This is a genomic window from Clostridium sp. HCS.1, assembly GCF_047900555.1.
GTDB lineage: Bacteria > Bacillota > Clostridia > Clostridiales > Clostridiaceae > Clostridium.
Genome location: NZ_CP170704.1, coordinates 1,722,035 through 1,743,619 on the forward strand (window position 1 = coordinate 1,722,035; position 21,585 = coordinate 1,743,619).

The window sequence follows — 21,585 nt, forward strand, 5'->3', positions numbered from 1 at the left end:
AGAGAATGGAAAATTTATTAGATTACAGTATGGAAGAGATTTCAGTATGGATGAAAGAAAATGGAGAAAGTGCTTTTAGAGCAAAACAAGTATTTTCTTGGATATATAATAATGTTTGGGAATTTGAAGATATGAAAAATTTACCTAAAAACTTAATAGAAAAGCTTAAGGAAAATTTTTATATAGGTGTTCCTGAAATAGTAGGAGAATATGATTCTACTACTGATGCAACTAAAAAGATATTATTTGCTTTTAAGGATAAAAATATTATTGAAAGTGTAATAATGAAATATAATTACGGGAATACAATTTGTATTTCTACTCAAGTAGGTTGTAGAATGGGATGTAAATTCTGTGCTTCAACATTAGAAGGAAGAGTTAGAAATTTAACAGCTGGTGAAATATTATCAGAAGTTATTGTAGCTCAAAAGGTCTTAGGAGAAAGAATTTCTAATATAGTATTAATGGGAAGTGGAGAACCATTAGATAATTATGAAAATGTTACTAAGTTCTTAGATTTAGTTAATGCTGAATATGGATTAAATATTGGTCAAAGGCATATTACCCTTTCTACTTGTGGGCTTGTACCTAAAATCTATGAATTAGCTGATAAGGGATATAGCATAACTTTAGCAATATCTTTACATGCTTTCAATGATGAAAAGAGAAGAGAAATAATGCCAATTGCCAATAAATATTCTATAAAGGAAATTTTAGAAGCATGTGATTACTACTTTGAGAAAACTGGTAGAAGAATTTCTTTTGAATACTCTTTAGTTTCAGGTATAAATGACGGTAAAGAAGATGCAAATGCATTATCAAAATTATTAAAGGGAAGACAATGTCATATTAATTTAATACCAGTAAATGAAATTAAAGAAAATACATTAAAGAGACCTTCTAAAAAGACTATAGAAGAGTTTGAAAAAATAGTTAGTAACCATGGATTAGATGTAACTGTTAGAAAAGAAATGGGTAATGATATTAATGCTGCTTGTGGCCAATTAAGGAGAAACTTCTTAAAGGCTAAAAATTAGAGGAGTGGGTGTTGGTGATTGGTATAAAAAGTGATTTAGGTAATATAAGAAACTTAAATGAGGATTATGCTGAGTTTTATGAAGATGAAAATTATAAAGTTTGTGTATTAGCTGATGGAATGGGCGGCCATAATGCTGGCGAAATTGCTAGCAAGGCCGCTACTAAGGCTTTAATAAAATATATAAAAGATAATGTGGATACTTACAATACTAAAGAATTATTAGAAAATGCAGTAAAATATGCTAATATAAAAGTTTTTAATCTTTCCCATTGCTCAGATACTTATACGGGGATGGGGACTACTTTAGTAGTATGTTTAATCACAAAAGAAAAAACTTTAATAGCTAATATTGGAGATAGCTCTTGTTATGGAATTAAAGATGACAAAATAGTAAAAATAACTAAGGACCATTCATTAGTTCAAGAACTTGTGGACTGTGGTAGTATTTCTTTTGAACAAGCAATTAATCATCCACAAAAAAATGTTATAACGAGAGCAATAGGAACAGAAGAAGATGTGGAAGTTGATATATTTGAAATAAGAAAAGATGAATATGACTATTTTTTAATGTGTAGTGATGGATTAAGCAATGAAGTTGATTTAGATAATATTAAATCTTTTAATATAGAAGAAAAGGAATTACAGAATATTTGTGAAAAGCTAGTTGAAAGTGCAAAATTTAATGGTGGAAGAGACAATATAACTGTAATGTTATTTGGAGGAGAGGTGTAACATGAAGGGAATTATTCTAGGCGGTAGATATGAGCTTCTTGAAAAAATTGGTGAAGGCGGAATGGCTGAAGTATATAAAGCCAAAGATAATAAATTAAATAGATTTGTTGCAGTTAAAATATTAAAAAAACAATTTGCTGATAATGAAGATATATCATTAAAATTTAAAAGAGAAGCTACTGCCATTGCGAATTTATCTGATGCTAATATAGTTAATGTTCTTGATGTTGGAACTCAAGAGGATATTGATTATATAGTAATGGAGTATGTATGTGGGAAAACATTAAAGGAACTTATTAAATATAGTGGAAAACTTAATTATAATACTGCAATAAAAATAGCCTTGCAAATTGCGAAAGCTTTAGATTGTGCCCATAGAAATAATATCATTCATAGAGATATTAAGTCACAAAATATTATGGTTACTGAATTAGGTGAAGTTAAAGTTACAGACTTTGGAATAGCAAAATCTACTGATTCACAAACCATAACTAATACTACTAGTATTATCGGTTCAGCACATTATCTTTCACCTGAACAAGCAAAAGGTACTTATATAGATTTTAGATCTGATATATATTCTTTTGGAATAGTATTATATGAAATGGTAACAGGAAGATTACCCTTCGAGGGGGATTCACCAGTTACAGTAGCCTTAAAGCATTTGCAAGAGGAACCTGTTCCGCCTAAAAATATGAACTCTGCGATTCCTGATAGTTTAAATAAACTTATACTTAAATCTATCCAAAAGGAACCTATAAAAAGATATCAAAATGCTAAGGAGATAATTCAAGATTTACAAAAGATACAAGAAAATCCTGATGTTATTATAGGAGAAGATATAAGTAATTCTGATAATGATAGTACTATTATTATGAGCCCAATTACTACACCAGTTAGTGCAGCAAACACATCTCATATATCTAAATTAGAAGAAGATTATTATGATGACGAATATGATGATGATTATGATGATTTTGATGAAGAAGAAAAACCAAGAAAGAAAAAGAATAATACTGGGCTTAAGAAAACTTTAATTACAATTGGAATTATAATTGTACTTTTACTTTTAGGTTCTGTTGGATATTTCTTAGCAATGGGATCAGGAGATAGCAAAGAAGTTGAGGTGCCTAATATTGTAGGTAAATTAACTGATGATGTTAGAAAGCAAGTTGAGGATTTAGGATTAAAATTAGAAGTTAAATCTACAGAAAAAAGTGATAAACCTGAAAATACTATATTAGAAACAGATCCTAAAGCAGGTATGAAGGTTAAAAAAGGAGCTGTAATAAAAGTTATAGTTTCAGCTGGTGAAGAGCAGATTGAAATGCCAGATCTTAGAGATTTTGAAAGAACAAATATTGAAAAAAGGTTAAAAGCTAAAGATTTAACTAATTATACTATAAAAGAAGAATATAGTGATGATGTAAATGTTGGTTATTTAATTAAACAAACTCCAGAAGCAGGAACAAAGATCACTAAGGATACAAATATAGAAATTGTTGTAAGTAAGGGACCAGAAACTAAATTTGTTGAAATTGTGGATGTAACAGGTAAAACTTTATCAGATGCAAAAGCATCTTTAAAAGGTCTTGAGGTTACTGTTGAAGAGGAAGTTACCAATGATAAATCTAAAGATGGGATAGTATTAAGACAAAGTATTGCTCCTACACAGATAAAAGAAGGAACACCTATAACAATAACAGTTGGAAAATATGAAGAACCAACTATTGATGTTTCATCTTATGGACTTTATGAAGGTATGGAATTAAGTGAAGCTATGCAGATACTTGATAGAAATAAAATTAATTATAAAGTTATAGGGAGTGGAGATATAGTAGAAAGCTTTACTAAAGAAATAAAAGCTAGTGGAACTGTAGAAATAAAATCTAAAAAGTCTGCTACTCCACCAGCACCTGAAAATAATAATGGTAATACTACAAGTAATAATGGTAATAACGGTAATAACGGTAATAACAATTAATAAAAAGAATCAGCCCTAAAGCTGATTCTTTTTATTATATAATAATATTTATGAAAAAAAATTTGCATTTTTTATCACAATCTGTTTATTATAAATATGAAGATAAAATTATTTGGAGGAATTATGGAAGGAAAAATAATAAAAGGAATCGGTGGGTTTTACTATGTTAAAACTAAAGATGAGGTTATAGAGTGTAAGGCTAGAGGAAAATTTAGGCACAAGGATATGAAGCCTATGGTAGGAGATAATGTGCTTATTAATGTATCTAATGGCAAGGGGGTAATTGAGGATATACTTGATAGAACCTCAGAGTTAATAAGACCTACTGTGGCAAATGTTACTCAAGCTTTTGTAGTATTTGCAATAAAAAATCCAGATATAAACTTTGACCTTTTAAATAGATTTTTAATTTTATGTGAATATAAGAATATTAATTCTATAGTATGTTTAAATAAAATGGATTTAGCTTCAGAAGAAGAAAAAGAAGAAGTAAAAAGAAAAATAAATGATATTGGATATGAGGTTTTATTTATAAATGCAAAAAAAGGGATAGGAATAGAATTGCTTAAAGAAAAATTATCTGGTGAAGAAACAGTATTATGTGGACCTTCTGGAGCAGGTAAATCAACACTTATAAATACTCTTATAAATAGAAGCCATATGGAAACTGGTGTGGTTTCTGAAAAAATTGGTAGAGGAAAACATACAACTAGACATAGCGAGCTTATTGAAATAGAAAATGGATATTTAGTAGATAGTCCTGGATTTTCTAATATAGATATTAGCTTTATGGATAAAGAAAATCTTAGATATAGTTTTCCAGAATTTGAAGAATATAATCATAGCTGTAAATTTAGAGGATGCCTTCATAATAAAGAACCACAATGCGCAGTGAAAAAAGCATTAAATGAAGGAAAAATCAACGAATATAGGTATGAATTTTATATTAGAATATTAGAAGAGTTACAAGAGGGGGAAAAGTACAAATGGTAAAAATATCACCATCAATATTATCAGCAGATTTTTCAAAGTTAGGTGAAGAAGTTATAAAAGTAGATGAAGCAGGAGCTGATTACATTCACATAGATGTAATGGATGGAAATTTTGTACCTAATATTACTATTGGGATACCAGTAATAAAATCTATTAGAAATAAAACAAATAAGGTATTTGATGTTCATTTAATGGTAGAAAATCCATCAAGATATATTGATGATTTTGTTAATGCAGGAGCAGATATTATAACTATCCATTATGAAGCAGAAAAACATATAGATAGAGCGGTTGAATATATTAAGTCTAAAGGAGTTAAAGCAGGAGTTTCATTAAATCCAGGCACACCAACTTATGTATTAAAAGATATAATAGAAAAATTAGACTTAGTATTAATAATGTCAGTTAATCCAGGCTTTGGAGGGCAAAAGTTTATTCCATACTCTTTAAATAAAGTGAGAGAAATAAAAGAAATGAGCCTTAATGTAAATAAGGACTTGCTTATAGAAGTAGATGGAGGAGTTGATAAGAACAACTCTAAAGAATTAATTGAAGCTGGTGCAAATGTATTAGTTGCTGGATCTGCTATATTTGGTGATGGAAACCTTAAAGAAAATATAGAAGCAATAAGAGGATAGTTTAATGAAAGTTTTAATTATATCAGGTGGAAAAGAACCATCAAAGTCTTTGTTGTTTAGAGAATTAAAAGATGCAGATATGATTATTGGTGCAGATAAAGGCTGTGAAGTATTATATAAATATGACATAACACCAGATTATATTTTAGGAGATTTTGATTCTGCAAATGAGGATATAATAAATTCAATAGAAGAAAAAGCTTTAAAAAAAATAAAGTTTAAAAGAGAAAAAGATTATACAGATACTGAAATTTCCTATAATTTGGCTGTGGAAAAGGGAGCAGATGAAATAATATTATTAGGTGCAACTGGAACTAGATATGATCATTCACTAAGTAACTTTGGCCTTATGTTAAGAGGGTTAAAGAAAGCTATAAAAGTTAAAATTATTGATGATAATAATTATATTTTTCTAACTGATAAACCAATTACTTTAAAAGGAAATAAAGGTGATACTATTTCTTTTCAAGCTTATTGTGATGAAGTCAAAAACTTTAATATAAGTGGAGCTAAGTATAATTTGACTAACTTTAATTTGAAATTAGGTGATAGCATAACTACATCTAATGAATTTTTAGAAGAAGAAATAAAAATAACTTTTGATAGTGGAATAGTAATGATTCTTTATACAAATGACTAAAAAAATTAATCACTCATTTTATTTATTTGCATACAATGTATATAAGAGATGAGTGATTTTTTTATGGAGGTTTAAATATGAAGATAATAGCTATAAAATTACCTAAGTTTTTATCTAATTTAATTAAATTTTTTAGAAGAAAAAGATAATACATATGAAAAACAAAATTATAATGTATTAAAAATAAAAAATGCAATTGTTAAACAATTGCATTTTTTATTTGAACTTATATTGCTCTTTGAACCTTACCAGATCTAAGGCATCTTGTACATACATGAACTGTTTTTGGTGTTCCATTAACTAAAGCCTTTACTCTCTTTATGTTAGGAGCCCAAGTTCTCTTTGATTGACGATGTGAGTGGGAGTATTGAGTTCCAGATACTACACCTTTATTACAAACTTCGCATCTTCTTGCCACTTGAAAACACCTCCTTGTTTTTGAAGATAATTTCTCTTCAATAGGACAGATTAAATTTTAACATAGTACCCCTTATAAAAGCAAGGGGAAATAAGAAAAAAGTAAAAAAACTTTTAAAATCAAGGCTTTAATATATTTTATAATATCTTCATATACTAAGCTTAGTAATATTTACTTGAATAATAAATACAAGTAATATAAAATATAGTGTATAGATATTGATAAGGAGGTTTCTATATGGTAGGATATTCAAATGAACTTGGAAATATACATTACTCTGAAGAGGTGCTTGCAAAAATAGTTGGTTTATCAACTATGGAATGCTATGGCGTGGTAGGAATGGTTTCCAAGAATGCAACTGAAGGATTATGGGAATTAATGAGAATAGAAAATTTAAGTAAAGGCGTTAAGCTAAAATTTGATAATGATAAATTAGTAGTTGAATTATTTGTTATGGTTGAATATGGAACTAAAATTTCTGAAATAGCAAATAACATAATACAAAAGGTACGTTATAGTGTGGAAAACTTTACTGGATTAAAAGTTTCATCTGTTACAGTAAATGTTCAAGCAGTGAGAGTCTAGGAGGTAAAAAGATGAAATATCAGACAATAAATGGCCATGATTTTTATAACATGGTTGTTAATGCTAGCAATATATTGTTAGAAGAAAGTGAGTATGTTAACTCATTGAATGTATTCCCAGTTCCAGATGGAGATACAGGAACTAATATGTCTGCTACATTTAAAGCAGCTGTTAAAGAAATAGAAGGATTAAATACAGAATCTATTGGAGAGGCATCAAAAAAGCTTGCTAAGGGAGCTTTAATGGGAGCAAGAGGAAATTCAGGAGTTATTCTTTCACAAATACTTAGAGGAATTTCAAAGGGATTAGAAGGAAAAACATCAGTAGATTCAGTTGAACTTGCTATAGCATTCCAAGAAGGTAGTAAAGCTGCATATAAGGCTGTTATGAGACCTACAGAAGGAACTATACTTTCAGTAATAAGAGCAGCATCTGAAGCGGCAATAGATACAGATGTTAAAGATATAGTTGGATTAATGGATGTTGTTGTTAAAGAAGCAAAGGTTATGCTTGATAAGACACCAGAACTTTTACCAGCTCTTAAGAAAGCAAAAGTAGTAGATTCAGGTGGAATGGGATTATATATTATATTAAAGGGAATGCTTGAAGCATTAAGAGATGATATTAAAGCTGAAATTAAAGATATAAAACCATCAGAAGCTAAGATGCAAGGTGCTCAAGGCACTGAAGATATAGATATTAAATTTGGTTACTGTACTGAATTTATTATTTTAGCAGATGCTAGCAAGGCAGATAATTTTAGAAATGATATAATACCTATGGGCGACTCACAAGTTGTAGTTGGATATGAAGATGTTATAAAAGTACATATCCATACTAATGATCCAGGAGCTGTATTAGCTAAGGCAGTTCAATTAGGAGAATTATCTAAAATTAAGATTGATAATATGAGAGAAGAGCATAGAGAAGTTCTTTTATCAAAAGAAGAATATAAACTTAAAGAAGAAAATAAAGAAGAAGTAGTAGTTGAAAAGAAAAAATATGCTTTTGTTGCAGTGGCAATGGGAGAAGGAATTACAAACATATTTAAGGATTTAGGAGTAGATTATGTAATAGAAGGTGGTCAAACTATGAACCCTTCTACACAAGATATAATAGAATGTATTGCTAAATTAAATGCAGAGCATATATTTGTATTACCAAATAATAAAAATATAATAATGTCTGCAAATCAAGCTGCTGAAATTTCTGATAAAGATGTAAGAGTAATACCAACAACTTCAATACCACAAGGAATTACTTGTGTTACAATGTTTAATTCTGAAGTGGAAGTTGATGAAAATGAAGAAGCTTTAAAAGAAACAATTGATATGGTTAAAACAGGTTCTGTAACTTATGCAGTAAGGGATACAGAAATGGATGGCATAGAAATTAAAGAAGGCAATATGCTTGGACTGATTGAAGGAAAAATTAAGAAAGTTGGATCATCTTATTCTGATGTAGCAGAGGAAGTTTTAGCTGAAATGATAGATGATGAAAGTGAACTTATTACTATATTATATGGTGCAGATGTTTCTGAAGAAGAAGCAAATGAATTTGCTAGTAAAATAGAAGAAAAATACGAAGATTTAGATGTTCAATGTTATAGGGGAGCACAACCTCTTTACTATTTCTTAATGTCAGTAGAATAATATAAAGGGAGCTTCTTTATTAGCTCCAAATTAAAAAGAATTAAAACTCCGAAAGGAGTTTTTTCTTTAATTATATGGTATTTATTTTATGATAATAATAACAAAATAAATATTTAGTAAATAAATTTTGAGGTGAGTAAATGAATATATCAATGGAAGTCTCAACTTTGAGGGGGGTAGGTCCTAAGCTTACTGAAAAGTTAAATAAATGTGGTATTTTTACAATATATGATTTACTTTTATACTTTCCAAGAGATTACGAGTTTATAAAAGGTGACGTAGAGTTTGATGAAATTGATGGCGAAGAAAAGCAAATATTAAGTTGTAGGGTTATAGGCTATGATAGAGATATAAAAACAAAAACTGGTAAGATAATATCAACAATAAAATTCGATTATAAAGGTCATATTGTTTTAGGTAAATGGTTTAATCAAAGATATATAAAAAATAACTTTCATATTAATACTACTTATGATTTAGTAGGTAAATTTAAAAGAAATGGAAAAGCGTTAGAGGTAATTAATCCTATTGTTGGTTGTAATGATGCTAAAAAAAGTGAAATAATACCTAAGTACCCTTTAAAGGGAGATTTAAATGATAAGGTAATTGGAAAAATAATCAATCAAGTATTAGATAGTGTTATTATTACTGATAATTTACCAAAGGATATTTTAGATAGATATAAAATGATTGACTTAGATACGGCAATTAGAGATATACATTTCCCAAAGGGAAAGTTGGAGTTAAACAATGCTATATCAAGACTGAAATTTCAAGAGCTCTTTACTTACTCTATGAAGTTATTGTTACTTAAAAATAAATTAAGAAGTAATGATGGAATATCATTTTATTGGCATGATGAATTAAGGGATTTAAAGGAAAGTTTACCTTTTAAATTAACAGATGCACAAACTAATGTTGTAAGGGATATTTTAAGGGATCAAAAAAGTAAATATTCTATGAATAGGTTGGTGCAAGGAGATGTAGGTAGTGGAAAAACCATAGTAGCATTAATAGCAATATTTAATGTTTTGAAAAATGGTTATCAAGGAGCTTTAATGGCACCTACTGAAATTTTAGCTAATCAACATTATTTAGAAGCATTAAAAATTTATAAGGATTTTAATTTGGATGTAGAAATTTTAACAGGAAGTACTAGCTTAAAAGAAAAAAGAAGAATAAAAGAAAAGATAGCAGAAGGTAATCCTATGCTTGTTATTGGAACTCATGCATTAATTCAAGAAGATGTAGATTTCAAAAATTTGGGGTTAGTTATAACAGATGAACAACATAGATTTGGTGTTGAACAAAGAAATAAACTGATAAATAAAGCGAGAAGACCAGATGTATTAGTAATGACAGCGACTCCAATACCTAGAACTTTAGCATTATATATGTATTCAGATTTAGATGTGTCAATAATAGATAAACTTCCTCCTGGAAGAAAAAAGATAGATACAAGATTTTATTCTGAAAATGAAAGAATGGAAGCTTATTCATTAGCTTTAGATGAAATAAAAAAGGGAAGGCAAGTATATATAGTTTGTCCTTTAATCGAAGAAAATGAAAAGTTAGAATTAAATTCTGTAGAAAAGTTATATGAAGAATTAAAAGAAGAGGTCTTTAAAAATATTAGAGTAGAGATATTACATGGAAAGATGAAACCAAAAGAAAAGGATGAAATTATTGGTTTATTTAAAGCAAATGAAGTTAAAGTTATTATTTCTACTACAGTTATAGAAGTTGGTGTAAATGTTCCTAATGCTTCTATTATGATAATAGAAAATTCAGAAAGATTTGGATTAGCACAGCTTCACCAATTAAGAGGTAGAGTAGGAAGAGGAGAGTATGAATCCTATTGTATTTTAATAGGAAATGCTAAAAATGAAAAAACAAAAAAAAGAATGGAAATAATGACAAGCTCCACTGATGGATTTTATATTTCAGAACAAGACTTAAAGTTAAGAGGAGCAGGTGAAATGTTTGGATTAAGGCAAAGTGGAGATATAGGATTAGTACTTTCAGATATATATGAGGATATAGATATTTTAAAATGTGCTAGATATGAAGCAAGTAATTTACTTAATTCTAAAGAAGCTGAAAATGTAAAATTATGCAATGAAATATCCAAATCCCTTGAAAGATACAGTCGATATATTTGTTTTAATTAAATAAATTGTATATAAATAAATCTTGTGATAGAATTATATTATTAGTACCTAAGGAGGAAATTAAATGAGAATAATAGCAGGTAGAGCAAGAGGACGTAAGTTATTACCTCCCGATACAATGGAAACTAGACCAACTTTAGATAGAGTTAAGGAGTCTATGTTTAGTATAATACAAAACCATATCCCAGACTCTGTAGTTGTTGATGTATTTGCGGGAACTGGAAGTCTTGGACTTGAAGCAGCAAGTAGAGGTGCTAAAGAAGTATATTTAGTTGATAAAAGTAACACAACTTTTCCAATATTAAAGAAAAATGTTGAGAATTTAAAATTTCAAGATTTTTGCTTTCCACTTAATTTAGATTCTTATGAAGCTTTAAAAATGTTAAGCAAAAAAGGAAAGGTTTTTGATATTATTTTTATAGATCCACCCTATTGTAAGGAGATGATTCCTAAGGCAATTGAAATTATAAAGGAAAGTAATCTATTAAAAAAAGGTGGTATAATAGTAACTAAAATTGATTCAATAGAAGAAATTTACCAAGGATATAAAGAAATACAATTACTAAAAAGTAAAAAATATGGAAATACAACAGTTTGTATATATAATAATGAGGAGTAAATAAAAAGGTGAGAGAAATGAATATTGCTATTTATCCAGGAAGTTTTGATCCAATAACAAATGGGCATTTAGATATAATAACTAGAGGGGCAAAAATATACGATAAAGTAATTGTGGCTGTTTTAGTTAATGTGGATAAAAATTGTTTATTTACTATTGAGGAAAGAGTAGATTTAATAAAAAAAGTCACTAAAAATTTAGAAAATGTTGAAGTTTTAAGTTTTGATGGATTATTAGTTGATTTTGCAAAGATACATAATTCAAAAGTAATTTTAAAAGGTCTTAGAACTATGTCAGATTTTGAATATGAGTTTCAAATGGCACTTATGAATTCTAAACTTGATTCAGAAATTGAAACAGTATTTATGATGACTTCATCAGCATTTTCATATGTAAGTTCCTCTTCAGTAAAGCAAGTTGCTAAATTTGGAGGAAACATTAAGGGATTAGTGCCTGATGAGTTGATTTCAGAGCTTAAGGAGAAGTTTTAATATTTGAGTTTTCTAGGGGGAGTAGGCATATGGATAAAATTGAAGTTAATATTATTGAGCTTTTAGAATATTTAGAAGAATTAATAGAAACTGCACCAAAGGTACCTATAACAGGTAAAAGTATAGTAGATAAAAAGGAATTTTTAGAAGTAATAGATCAAGTAATAAATTATTTACCGGATCAAATTAGAAAAGCACAATGGGTTATGAATGAGAAGGATAGAATACTTGAAGACGCTCAAAAGCAATATGATACTACTAAAAGTGAAATAATGGAAATGATGAAACAAAATGTAGAAAATCATGATTTAGTTAAGGAAGCAAAAATTAGAGCAAATGAAATAATTGCCCTAGCACAAAGAGATGCTAAGGCAATTAGAATAGGTTCAAGGGAGTATTCAACTGAAATACTATCTCAATTAGATAGAGAAATAGAAGAAAAGAAAAATAAACTTATTGCAGATATGCAAAAATCCTTTGAAATGGTTGCAAAAGAAATAGATGAAAATCTAAATGAAACTGGTTCAAGGATTAAAGATAACATATCTGAATTAAGAGGAATGTAGCTTTCTCTTAATAAATTTTATTGTTATAGAAGCCAAAAGAGATATACTTAATATTAATATTATTGGAATGTATAATTTATATATAACTAATTTATAGCTATAGACTGGTACAATACTAAAGGTTGGTATTGAAATTAATACAATATTACTAGAAATAAATGTTATTATAAATCCTAGTATTCCTTGTAGAAGCTTAAGTAGGATATACTTTTTAAGGTTTGGATTATCTCCACTTATAATGGAAGATACTTGAGCTATAACAGATAAACTAGAAAAACATAATATAAAACTTATTAAGCTTAATTTTAAGCTTATAGATAAGTTTATATCAGATATCATTTTGCATCCATTAGTAAATTCAATGCTACCTAAAAAAAGATTATATATAATTCCAGTAGGCAATTTAAATAAGTTTTCTAAAAATGTAAAAGCAGCACTTATTGAAGTGGTGCTTTTAATTATGCTTATAACTACAGAGAAAATAATTACAAAAGCACCAACATTTAATGTAGTATTAATAGCACCTTCTATAGAAGTCTTTAAATTAATTCCAAAATTAAATTCTTTTTTTACTATGTTATGTGTAAGTTCGTTACTTATATTTTTAGAAGTTTTTTTTGTAAGGATTCCTACTATAATAGTAGATAAATAATTTGCAATAAGAAGTATATAACCATATTTAATGTTATTTAGCATAGCAACAGCAACAGCTCCTAAAATAAATATGGGACCAGCGTTAGAGGCTATGTTTAGAAGCCTTTCATATTCATCTTTATGTATATATCCTAAGTTATAAATATCAGAAGAATATTTTGCTCCTAAAGGATACCCACAAATAAAACTAGCTGCTATTGGAAAAGAAGAACTTTTAGAAAGCCCCAGTGGTTTACAAATCAATGGTCCAAGTATTTTAGAATAAAGAGTTATCCCATCATAACATATTAGTAAATTACATATTACACTAAAAGGGAAAATAGTAGGTAATATGGCATTAATAACAAGTTTTAAGCCATTTATAGCAGCGTTTATACTAGTTTTTAAATTAATTACAAATATAATTATAAAAATAGTAATTAAAAAACATATAATAAAATTTTTTTTCACATTTAAAAGTTTAAGTAAAATAGTGACAAGAATAAAAATTAAAAGCCATAAAATATAAATACTAATCATGAATTTAACCTCCTATAGTATTTATATGCTTATGACTTTTTAATATTATTATTTTATTATAGGTGAAAGTAAATAATCACTTAGTGGATTTACTTTGTGGTTTAAAATTGAATAAGCCTTAGTACATTGAATATCCAATTGCAAAAGCTTATTATCAATATTTTTTGGAACCTTTGTGATAATAGGAATTGTAGATTTCTTTTTCATTTCCTTTAAAATTTGCCTTCCTTTATCATTAAATCCAAGAACTCTTGCATAAAGATTATCATCTTGTAATAATTCATTAAAATTATAATTATCTAGTGAAAAAAATAATTGACATAATAATCTAGAAATTTTTGTGTAAGTATATCTTTTACTTTTTGCCTTTAAAATTAAATCTTCGTAGGAGGAGGAATTATAAATTTCTTTAATAAATTTATTATCAATTCCTTCTTTTACTTCAAAAAGATTGTTAAAATTTATGCAATTTGTTAGTAATCTATACTTAATATATCTATACATATTTTCTTCAAAAATAAAAGGATAATTATTATTTGCTAAAGATTTAAGGATTTCTAAAGAAGGAGATGGCATATAAGGCTCTAGTGAATTAAGGTTAAATCCATTCTTAATATTTTCTCTAATACTTGTAGCAGAAGAAAATATAGTGCTTAGCTTCTTGTCGTTGTACTTAGATCCCTCTCTCTTCATTGTTAAAGGATTTATATTGCTATTACATTTAATAATAGCCTTAATATATTCAATTCCAAGTATATTGTTTGAATTTGAAAGAACCTCATTTAGAGAATCTTCATTTAAAATATCAATTAAAGCTTTTTCTCTAGCCTTTGCATATGTAATGCCTGATTTTAAATTTTCTTTAATTTTTAGTTTAAGATCCTTTGGTTCATTGGTTAATATTCTAGCTATCTTATATAGTAAATCTATATCACCACATTCACTTCCAAAAAAAATATTATTAACAACTCCAAGGCGGTCTAGAATATTTATAGCACCCTTAGCAAAAAATTCAGCTGAAGATACTGCATAGAAAGTAGGAAGTTCAATAATTAAATCAACTCCATTTAATAAAGCCATTTCAGCTCTTTTCCACTTGTCTATTATTGCTGGTTCGCCCCTTTGTACAAAGTTTCCACTCATAATACAAACTATAGCATCACAATTTGTTACTTTTTTTGCTGTACTAAGATGATATAAGTGCCCGTTGTGAAAAGGGTTATATTCAGTAATTATTCCTGTTATATTCATAAATACACTCCTTAATGGGAAAGATAAAATTATTATATCATATAAGTTTTATTAATATAGCATTTATATTACATTGTTAAATATTTAATAAACTTAAGCTTAACTTTAGAATATTGAGAAAATTTTGAATAAAAAGAATTAAAACTTTTGATTATTTAAGGTTGAAAAATATAGTTATTTAGGAGTATATTAGATTATGGAAAGAAGTTCATACTTTTTTTGAAAGGAGAAGTTTATTATGGAACTGATGAAAAAATTATGGGAATCAGCAAAAGCTGATAAAAGAAAGATAGTTCTTCCAGAAGGTGATGAGGAAAGAACTATAGTTGCAGCTCAAAAGATACAAGAGCTAGGTTTAGCTTATGTAATTTTAGTTGGTGATAAAGACAAAATTGAGGAAAAAGCTAGAGAATTAACTGTTAATTTAGACGGTGTAGAAATAATAGACCCAAATAAATCAGATAGACTTGAGGCATATGTAAACGAGTTTTATGAATTAAGAAAAAACAAAGGTATGACTTTAGAAAAAGCACAAAAAATAGTTAGAGATCCATTATATTTTGGGACAATGATGGTTAAACTAAATGATGCAGATGGAATGGTTTCAGGTGCAGTACATACTACAGGAGATTTACTAAGACCAGGTCTTCAAGTTATAAAGACTGCTCCAGGTGTTTCAGTAGTATCAAGTTTCTTCATTATGATGGTTCCAGGATCAAAATATGGTGAAGAGGGTATGTTATTATTCTCAGACTGTGCAGTTAATCCTAACCCAACATATGAACAATTAGCAGCTATAGCTATTGCTACAGCTGATACTGCAAGAAATCTTTGCAAAATGGAGCCAAGAGTAGCTATGCTATCTTTCTCAACTATGGGAAGTGCAGATCACGAAATGGTAGACAAAGTTAGAAGAGCAACAGAACTTGCTAAAGAATTAAGACCAGATTTACAAATAGATGGTGAATTACAATTAGATGCAGCTATAGTAGACAAAGTAGCAGCTCAAAAGGCACCAAATAGCAATGTAGCTGGAAAAGCTAATGTTTTAATTTTCCCAGATTTACAAAGTGGAAATATAGGATATAAATTAGTTCAAAGATTTGCAAATGCAGAAGCTATTGGACCTATGTGTCAAGGTTTTGCAAAACCAATAAATGATTTATCAAGAGGATGTAGTTCTGAAGATATAGTTAATGTTGTTGCATTAACAGCAGTTCAAGCTCAAGCTCAAAAATAATATCCATTAGGAAGGAGTATAATACAAATGAAAGTTTTAGTTATCAATTGCGGTAGTTCATCGCTTAAGTATCAATTAATTGATATGACAACGGAGGAGTCTTTAGCACAAGGACTTGTAGAAAGAATAGGAATTGAGGGTTCAGTATTAACTCAAAAAGTAGAAGGTAGAGAAAAATATATAGTTAAGCAACCAATGTCAGACCATAAAGTTGCTATAAAATTAGTTTTAGATGCACTAGTAGATAAGGAAAATGGAGTTATATCTTCAATGGATGAAATCACAGCTGTTGGACATAGAGTTGTTCATGGTGGTGAAAAATACAAATCTTCAGTTCTTATAAATAATGAAGTAAAAGATTATATTAGAGACTGCTTTAAATTAGCACCTTTACATAATCCAGCAAATATGATAGGAATAGAAGCTTGTGAAGAACTAATGCCTAACACTCCAATGGTAGCTGTTTTCGATACTGCCTTCCATGGAACAATGCCAGAAGAAGCATATCTTTATGCGCTTCCATATGATTTATACACAAAACATGGAATAAGAAAATATGGATTCCATGGTACTTCTCATAAATATGTTTCTCAAAAAGTAGCAGAAGTTATGGGAAAAGATATAAAAGATTTAAAAATAATAACTTGTCACTTAGGTAATGGTGCAAGCTTAGCTGCAATTAAAAATGGAGTTTCTATTGATACATCAATGGGATTCACACCACTTGAAGGCGTAGCTATGGGAACAAGATCTGGTAATATAGATCCTGCAATAGTTACTTTCTTAATGAAAGAAGAAGGCTTATCAGCTGATGAAGTAAATGACTTATTAAACAAAAAGTCAGGTGTTCTTGGAATATCAGGAATTAGTTCAGATTTTAGAGATATAGAAGATGCTGCATTTAAAGAAAATGTTCATAGAGCAAAACTAGCTCTTGCTATATTTGAATATAAGGTTAGAGCTACAATTGGATCTTATGCTGCTATTATGGGTGGTGTAGATGCAATAGTATTTACAGCTGGTGTAGGTGAAAATGGACCAGAAACTAGAGAATCTATACTTACAGGTTTAGAATTCCTTGGGGTTGAAGTAGATAAAGAAAGAAATAATGTTAGAGGAAAAGTTAGAGAAATTTCAAAAGAAGGATGCAAAGTTAAAGCATTTGTAATTCCAACTAATGAAGAATTAGTTATAGCAAGAGATACAGTTGAATTAATTAAATAATTAATTTACTAAGTGCATAATTATTAGTTGAGTTATTTATGTAAAATCACTTGACTTTTAATCATGCACTTTATATAATAAATTGTGTTTATTCGGCAAATATTTATCTAAGGAGTGAAATAAAGCTTGGCTCAAGCTATGTACATACCGTACATAATGTATCCAGAAGGATATGAGGACAGGGTCTAGAGCAAGTACATATGATTATACAATTTTCAGATCTTATTTCATCAAAAAATAGAAAAAAAGAAGTTAATATAACATATGAATTAGCTCCACTTTATTTTGATGGAGAAAAAATAGAAGCTGTAGAAGATTTAAATGTAGTTGGAGATGTTACCTCTGTTGGAGATGTTTTAACTCTAAGAGCTTCAATAAAAACGAAATTGAAACTGCATTGTTCAAGGTGCCTAGAGGCCTTTATCTATCCAATAGATATTGATATAGAAGAAAGGTTTACAAATAATAAGGAACTTCAAGATGATGAAGAAATTATTTTTGTAGATAGCGATACTTTTGATATTGCTAAAACAGTTGAAAATATTATTATTTCAACCTTGCCTATTAAGAGACTTTGTGCAGATAGCTGTAAAGGACTTTGTCACCAATGTGGTAAAAATCTTAATGAAGGTTCTTGTCATTGTGAAACAAATGATGTAGACTTAAGACTGGCGAAGTTACAAGAGCTATTTGGAAATAAGGAGGTGTAGTAATGGGAAATCCTGCGAGAAAAACATATAGAGCAAAGAGAAATTCAAGAAGAGCTCAAACTTTTAAGGCGAGCTTACCTGGAATAGTTGAATGTCCACAATGTCATGAAATGAAGTTAGCTCACAGAGTTTGCAAGAACTGTGGATTCTATAAAGGTAAAGAAGTAGTTGCTTCTGTAGAAGAATAAAGAAAGTCTAATGACTTTCTTTTCTTTATATATAAGGAAAAGGGGTGAAGGTTTATGAAAATAGCTATAGATGGAATGGGTGGAGATAACGCACCTAAGGCTGTAGTTGAAGGAGTTATTAAGTCTATTAATGAATACCAAGGAATAGAGTACTACATAACAGGACCAAAAGAACAAATAGAAGATGAATTAAAGAATTATACTTATGATAAATCTTTAGTCAAGATAATAGATGCTAGAGAAGTAATTTCACCAAATGAACATCCTGTAATGGCTTTAAAGAAGAAAAAAGATTCAAGTTTATATAAAGCTTTAAAGCTTGTAAAGGATAAAGAATGTGATGCTGTAATATCAGGTGGTAGCACAGGCGCTTTTTTAGCAGGTTGTACACTAGTAGTAGGTAGAATTAAAGGTATTGAAAGACCAGCCCTTGCTCCTATAATGCCAGGGAAAAACGGAAGTTTTATGATTGTTGATGCTGGTGCAAACGTTGATTGTAAACCAAATTATTTAGTTCAATTTGCAAAGATGGGGAAAATATATTATCAAGGGGTTTTAGGAGACGAAAATCCTTCAATTGGTCTTGTTAATATTGGAGCAGAAGAGGAAAAAGGAAACGAATTAACAAAGGCTGCTCATAAACTTCTAAAAGAAGAAAAGGATTTAAACTTTGTTGGTAATGTAGAACCGAGAGAGACATCAAAAGGAAATACAAAAGTTTTAGTTTGTGATGGCTTCGTAGGTAATACACTATTAAAGATGTACGAAGGGGTTGCCTCTACATTACTTGGAATGATAAAAGAAGAAATTTTAGCAAGTGGATTAATAAGTAAAATAGGAGCTGTATTATTAAAGCCTGTTTTTAATAAATTAAAGGTTAAATTTGATTATAAAGAAGTAGGTGGAGCTCCATTTTTAGGCGTAGATGGTATTTGTATTAAAGCTCATGGAAGTTCAGATGGGAAGGCATTTAAAAATGCTATAAGACAAACAAAAACTTTTTATGATAACGGTGTTCTTGAAAAAATTAAAGAAGAGATACAAAATAATATATAATAAATACCAATATGTATATTGACTAGATAAATAATATATAATATTATCTAAATGATGTATGTAGGAGGTGATTTAAATGTTCGAAAAGGTTAGAGAAATTATAGCAGAAAAGTTAAGTATTAATGAAGATGAAATTACAATGGACTCTTCTTTCCTTGATGATTTAAATGCAGATTCATTAGATTTAGTTGAACTTATGATGGCTTTAGAAGATGAATTAGATACTGAAATTCCAGATGAAGAAGCAGAAGGCTTTAAAACTGTTGGAGATGTAGTTAAGTATTTAAAAAATCACGTAGAAGAGTAATTTAATCCCGCAAAAGTGCGGGATTTTATATTTAAAATTAAAATTAAATTAGTTTATTCTTGAATTTGTTTTATAAAAGCTTATATAATAAGCAAATTGAAGAATAAACTTTGAGGAGTTGTAAAGGATGGCAAAGTTTAATATTAGTGAAGTTGAAGAGTATATAGGAGTTAATTTTAATGAACCAAGAGTTCTGAAAACTGCATTAACTCATAGTTCATATGCAAATCAACATAAAGATGAGGAATATAACGAAAGATTTGAATTCTTAGGAGATTCAATACTTCAATTATGTATTACTGAATATTTATTTTTAAATTATAAAAATAAAAGCGAAGGTGAGTTAACTAAAATAAGAAGTTTAATTGTTTGTGAAAATTCACTGTATGAAATAGGAAAGAAATTAAATTTAGGTTATTTCATTAGAATGAGTAAGGGAGAAGAATTAACTGGAGGAAGAGAAAGAGTTTCTATTATAGCTGACTCAGTTGAAGCTTTACTTGCTGCAATTTATTTAGATAAGGGATTAGAATTTGTTAAAGATTATATATTAGGTCATTTTAGAGAAATAATTGAAAAAGCTATAAATAATGATATTATTTTAGATTATAAAACTAAACTTCAAGAAGAGATGCAAAAGTCAGGAGAAGTTAGTATAGTATATGAACTTTTAAAATATGAGGGACCTCCTCATAGAAGAAAATTCTATACTTCTGTTATAGTTGACGATAAAGAACTAGGAGCAGGGGAAGGATATAGTAAAAAAGAATCAGAACAAAATGCAGCTAAGGAAGCATTAAAGTCTTTGGAGGGATAAAATGAATAAGAGACATTATATTATTCCTATATTTATATCTCATATAGGGTGTCCGCATCAATGTGTCTTTTGTAATCAAGATAAAATAGCAATGGAAGTAGAAAAGGAAGTTACAGCACAGGATGTTAGAAATACTATAGAAGAGTATTTAAAAACTATTGATTATAGTAATTCCACTGTTGAAGTTTCATTTTTTGGAGGAACCTTTACTGCTATTAATGTAAATAAACAAAAGGAATTACTAAAAGTTGCAAAGGAATATAAGGACAAAGGGATAATAGATAAAATAAGAATGTCCACTAGACCTGATGCCATAAATAATTATATATTAAGTTATTTGAAGGAATATAATGTAGATATCATAGAACTTGGAGTACAGTCCTTAGATGATGAAATTCTAAAATTATCTGGGAGAGGTCATACAGCAAAGGATGTTGAAGAGGCTTCTAAGTTAATAAAAGAATATAAATTTACTTTAGGACATCAAATTATGCCAGGCCTTCCAGGGGATACATATGAAAAAGATATTGAAACTGCTAAAAAATCTATAGCCATGAAGCCAGATATATGCAGAATATATCCTGCTTTAGTAATAAAGGATACTCCTATGGAATTAATGTATAAAAGAGGGGAGTATAAACCTTATTCATTAGAGGATGCAGTAAATATTTCAAAAGAGTTATATAAGCTTTATACACAGGCAAAAATTAATATAATTAGAATAGGCCTACAACCTACAGAAAATATCACATGGGGAGGAGATTTGGTAGATGGACCATTTCATCCAGCTTTTAGAGAACTTGTAGAAGGAAGCTTAATATGTGATAAAATTAAAAGTGAAATTAATGAAGATGAAGATATAATTATAGAAATAAATTCTAAAGATCTTAGTAAACTATATGCAAACAAAAAAGTTTACTTCAATAATTTAAAAAACAACCATAAAGGCAAAATATTAGTTAATACTAAAGATAAATTAAAAAGAGGTAATCTTAATATTATAGTTGTAAAGAGAACTAGAGAGATAAGTATAAGGTAGGCAATATTTTGCCTACCTTATATTGATATTTTATTATCTTTACTATAAACTA

General features: G+C 28.6%; 23 protein-coding genes. 20 read left to right on the top strand and 3 right to left on the bottom strand.

Going from position 1 to position 21,585, the window contains the following annotated elements; all coding sequences use genetic code 11:
• Nucleotides 1-5 precede the first annotated feature (5 nt).
• The 6 genes from rlmN to ACFYH6_RS08255 all read left to right on the top strand — a co-directional run bounded on the left by rlmN (nucleotide 6) and on the right by ACFYH6_RS08255 (nucleotide 6,026).
• Nucleotides 6-1,037, top strand: coding sequence for a 23S rRNA (adenine(2503)-C(2))-methyltransferase RlmN (gene rlmN, locus ACFYH6_RS08230; RefSeq protein WP_316342672.1), 1,032 nt, complete (start codon nucleotides 6-8; stop codon nucleotides 1,035-1,037).
• A gap of 14 nt (nucleotides 1,038-1,051) precedes the next feature.
• Nucleotides 1,052-1,771, top strand: a complete 720-nt coding sequence (locus ACFYH6_RS08235; protein WP_316342673.1) for a Stp1/IreP family PP2C-type Ser/Thr phosphatase — start codon at nucleotides 1,052-1,054, stop codon at nucleotides 1,769-1,771.
• A 1-nt stretch (nucleotide 1,772) separates the two neighbouring features.
• Nucleotides 1,773-3,755, top strand: coding sequence for a Stk1 family PASTA domain-containing Ser/Thr kinase (gene pknB / locus ACFYH6_RS08240; RefSeq protein ID WP_416179485.1), 1,983 nt, complete (start codon nucleotides 1,773-1,775; stop codon nucleotides 3,753-3,755).
• A 123-nt stretch (nucleotides 3,756-3,878) separates the two neighbouring features.
• Nucleotides 3,879-4,748: a ribosome small subunit-dependent GTPase A gene (gene rsgA / locus ACFYH6_RS08245; protein WP_416179484.1), complete on the top strand. Its 870-nt coding sequence runs from the start codon at nucleotides 3,879-3,881 to the stop codon at nucleotides 4,746-4,748.
• A complete protein-coding gene (gene rpe, locus ACFYH6_RS08250) occupies nucleotides 4,742-5,386 on the top strand; it encodes a ribulose-phosphate 3-epimerase (protein ID WP_316342676.1) in 645 nt (214 codons plus the stop codon). Before rsgA ends, rpe begins: the two co-directional genes overlap by 7 nt.
• 4 nt (nucleotides 5,387-5,390) lie before the next feature.
• Nucleotides 5,391-6,026, top strand: coding sequence for a thiamine diphosphokinase (locus ACFYH6_RS08255; protein WP_416179483.1), 636 nt, complete (start codon nucleotides 5,391-5,393; stop codon nucleotides 6,024-6,026).
• A gap of 226 nt (nucleotides 6,027-6,252) precedes the next feature.
• Here ACFYH6_RS08255 and rpmB read toward each other — a convergent pair whose 3' ends face one another.
• Nucleotides 6,253-6,444 carry a 50S ribosomal protein L28 gene (rpmB, locus tag ACFYH6_RS08260; RefSeq protein WP_008678335.1) on the bottom strand — a complete coding sequence of 64 codons (192 nt, stop codon included), beginning with the start codon at nucleotides 6,442-6,444 and terminating at the stop codon, nucleotides 6,253-6,255.
• 237 nt (nucleotides 6,445-6,681) lie between these two features.
• Between rpmB and ACFYH6_RS08265 the strand changes: the two genes are divergently transcribed.
• The 6 genes from ACFYH6_RS08265 to ACFYH6_RS08290 all read left to right on the top strand — a co-directional run bounded on the left by ACFYH6_RS08265 (nucleotide 6,682) and on the right by ACFYH6_RS08290 (nucleotide 12,528).
• Entirely contained in the window at nucleotides 6,682-7,029 is a 348-nt protein-coding gene (locus ACFYH6_RS08265) for an Asp23/Gls24 family envelope stress response protein (RefSeq protein WP_316342678.1), read from the top strand.
• Between the two features lie 11 nt (nucleotides 7,030-7,040).
• Complete coding sequence (locus ACFYH6_RS08270) at nucleotides 7,041-8,681, top strand: DAK2 domain-containing protein (RefSeq protein ID WP_416179482.1); 1,641 nt, start codon at nucleotides 7,041-7,043, stop codon at nucleotides 8,679-8,681.
• A gap of 140 nt (nucleotides 8,682-8,821) precedes the next feature.
• Nucleotides 8,822-10,852 carry an ATP-dependent DNA helicase RecG gene (gene recG / locus ACFYH6_RS08275; protein WP_416179481.1) on the top strand — a complete coding sequence of 677 codons (2,031 nt, stop codon included), beginning with the start codon at nucleotides 8,822-8,824 and terminating at the stop codon, nucleotides 10,850-10,852.
• Between the two features lie 64 nt (nucleotides 10,853-10,916).
• Nucleotides 10,917-11,471 (top strand): 16S rRNA (guanine(966)-N(2))-methyltransferase RsmD, encoded by a 555-nt coding sequence (gene rsmD / locus ACFYH6_RS08280; protein ID WP_316342681.1) that lies wholly within the window; start codon nucleotides 10,917-10,919, stop codon nucleotides 11,469-11,471.
• A gap of 17 nt (nucleotides 11,472-11,488) precedes the next feature.
• Nucleotides 11,489-11,962 carry a pantetheine-phosphate adenylyltransferase gene (gene coaD / locus ACFYH6_RS08285; RefSeq protein WP_316342692.1) on the top strand — a complete coding sequence of 158 codons (474 nt, stop codon included), beginning with the start codon at nucleotides 11,489-11,491 and terminating at the stop codon, nucleotides 11,960-11,962.
• Nucleotides 11,963-11,991: 29 nt separating this feature from the next.
• Nucleotides 11,992-12,528, top strand: a complete 537-nt coding sequence (locus tag ACFYH6_RS08290) for an ATPase (protein WP_316342682.1) — start codon at nucleotides 11,992-11,994, stop codon at nucleotides 12,526-12,528.
• On the opposite strand, the gene ylbJ is transcribed toward ACFYH6_RS08290, so the two are convergent.
• Together ylbJ and ACFYH6_RS08300 are read right to left on the bottom strand one after the other, a co-directional pair.
• On the bottom strand, nucleotides 12,514-13,701 hold the full coding sequence (gene ylbJ, locus ACFYH6_RS08295; protein ID WP_316342683.1) for a sporulation integral membrane protein YlbJ: 1,188 nt from the start codon (nucleotides 13,699-13,701) through the stop codon (nucleotides 12,514-12,516). The two genes, ACFYH6_RS08290 and ylbJ, sit on opposite strands and share 15 nt — an antisense overlap.
• A 48-nt stretch (nucleotides 13,702-13,749) precedes the next feature.
• Nucleotides 13,750-14,952 (bottom strand): nucleotidyltransferase, encoded by a 1,203-nt coding sequence (locus tag ACFYH6_RS08300; RefSeq protein WP_316342684.1) that lies wholly within the window; start codon nucleotides 14,950-14,952, stop codon nucleotides 13,750-13,752.
• Between the two features lie 238 nt (nucleotides 14,953-15,190).
• Between ACFYH6_RS08300 and pta the strand changes: the two genes are divergently transcribed.
• From pta to ACFYH6_RS08340, 8 genes are all read left to right on the top strand, one after another.
• Nucleotides 15,191-16,192, top strand: coding sequence for a phosphate acetyltransferase (gene pta, locus ACFYH6_RS08305; RefSeq protein ID WP_316342685.1), 1,002 nt, complete (start codon nucleotides 15,191-15,193; stop codon nucleotides 16,190-16,192).
• Nucleotides 16,193-16,219: 27 nt separating this feature from the next.
• On the top strand, nucleotides 16,220-17,416 hold the full coding sequence (locus tag ACFYH6_RS08310; protein ID WP_316342686.1) for an acetate kinase: 1,197 nt from the start codon (nucleotides 16,220-16,222) through the stop codon (nucleotides 17,414-17,416).
• Between the two features lie 200 nt (nucleotides 17,417-17,616).
• Complete coding sequence (locus ACFYH6_RS08315; protein WP_316342687.1) at nucleotides 17,617-18,126, top strand: DUF177 domain-containing protein; 510 nt, start codon at nucleotides 17,617-17,619, stop codon at nucleotides 18,124-18,126.
• 2 nt (nucleotides 18,127-18,128) lie between these two features.
• Nucleotides 18,129-18,314: a 50S ribosomal protein L32 gene (rpmF, locus tag ACFYH6_RS08320; RefSeq protein ID WP_008678357.1), complete on the top strand. Its 186-nt coding sequence runs from the start codon at nucleotides 18,129-18,131 to the stop codon at nucleotides 18,312-18,314.
• Nucleotides 18,315-18,368: 54 nt separating this feature from the next.
• Nucleotides 18,369-19,370 (top strand): phosphate acyltransferase PlsX, encoded by a 1,002-nt coding sequence (gene plsX, locus ACFYH6_RS08325; RefSeq protein WP_316342688.1) that lies wholly within the window; start codon nucleotides 18,369-18,371, stop codon nucleotides 19,368-19,370.
• Nucleotides 19,371-19,446: 76 nt separating this feature from the next.
• Nucleotides 19,447-19,677 (top strand): acyl carrier protein, encoded by a 231-nt coding sequence (gene acpP, locus ACFYH6_RS08330; protein ID WP_291709402.1) that lies wholly within the window; start codon nucleotides 19,447-19,449, stop codon nucleotides 19,675-19,677.
• Nucleotides 19,678-19,804: 127 nt separating this feature from the next.
• Entirely contained in the window at nucleotides 19,805-20,494 is a 690-nt protein-coding gene (gene rnc, locus ACFYH6_RS08335) for a ribonuclease III (protein ID WP_316342689.1), read from the top strand.
• A gap of 1 nt (nucleotide 20,495) precedes the next feature.
• Nucleotides 20,496-21,533 carry an elongator complex protein 3 gene (locus ACFYH6_RS08340; RefSeq protein WP_316342690.1) on the top strand — a complete coding sequence of 346 codons (1,038 nt, stop codon included), beginning with the start codon at nucleotides 20,496-20,498 and terminating at the stop codon, nucleotides 21,531-21,533.
• The last annotated feature ends 52 nt before the right edge of the window (nucleotides 21,534-21,585 follow it).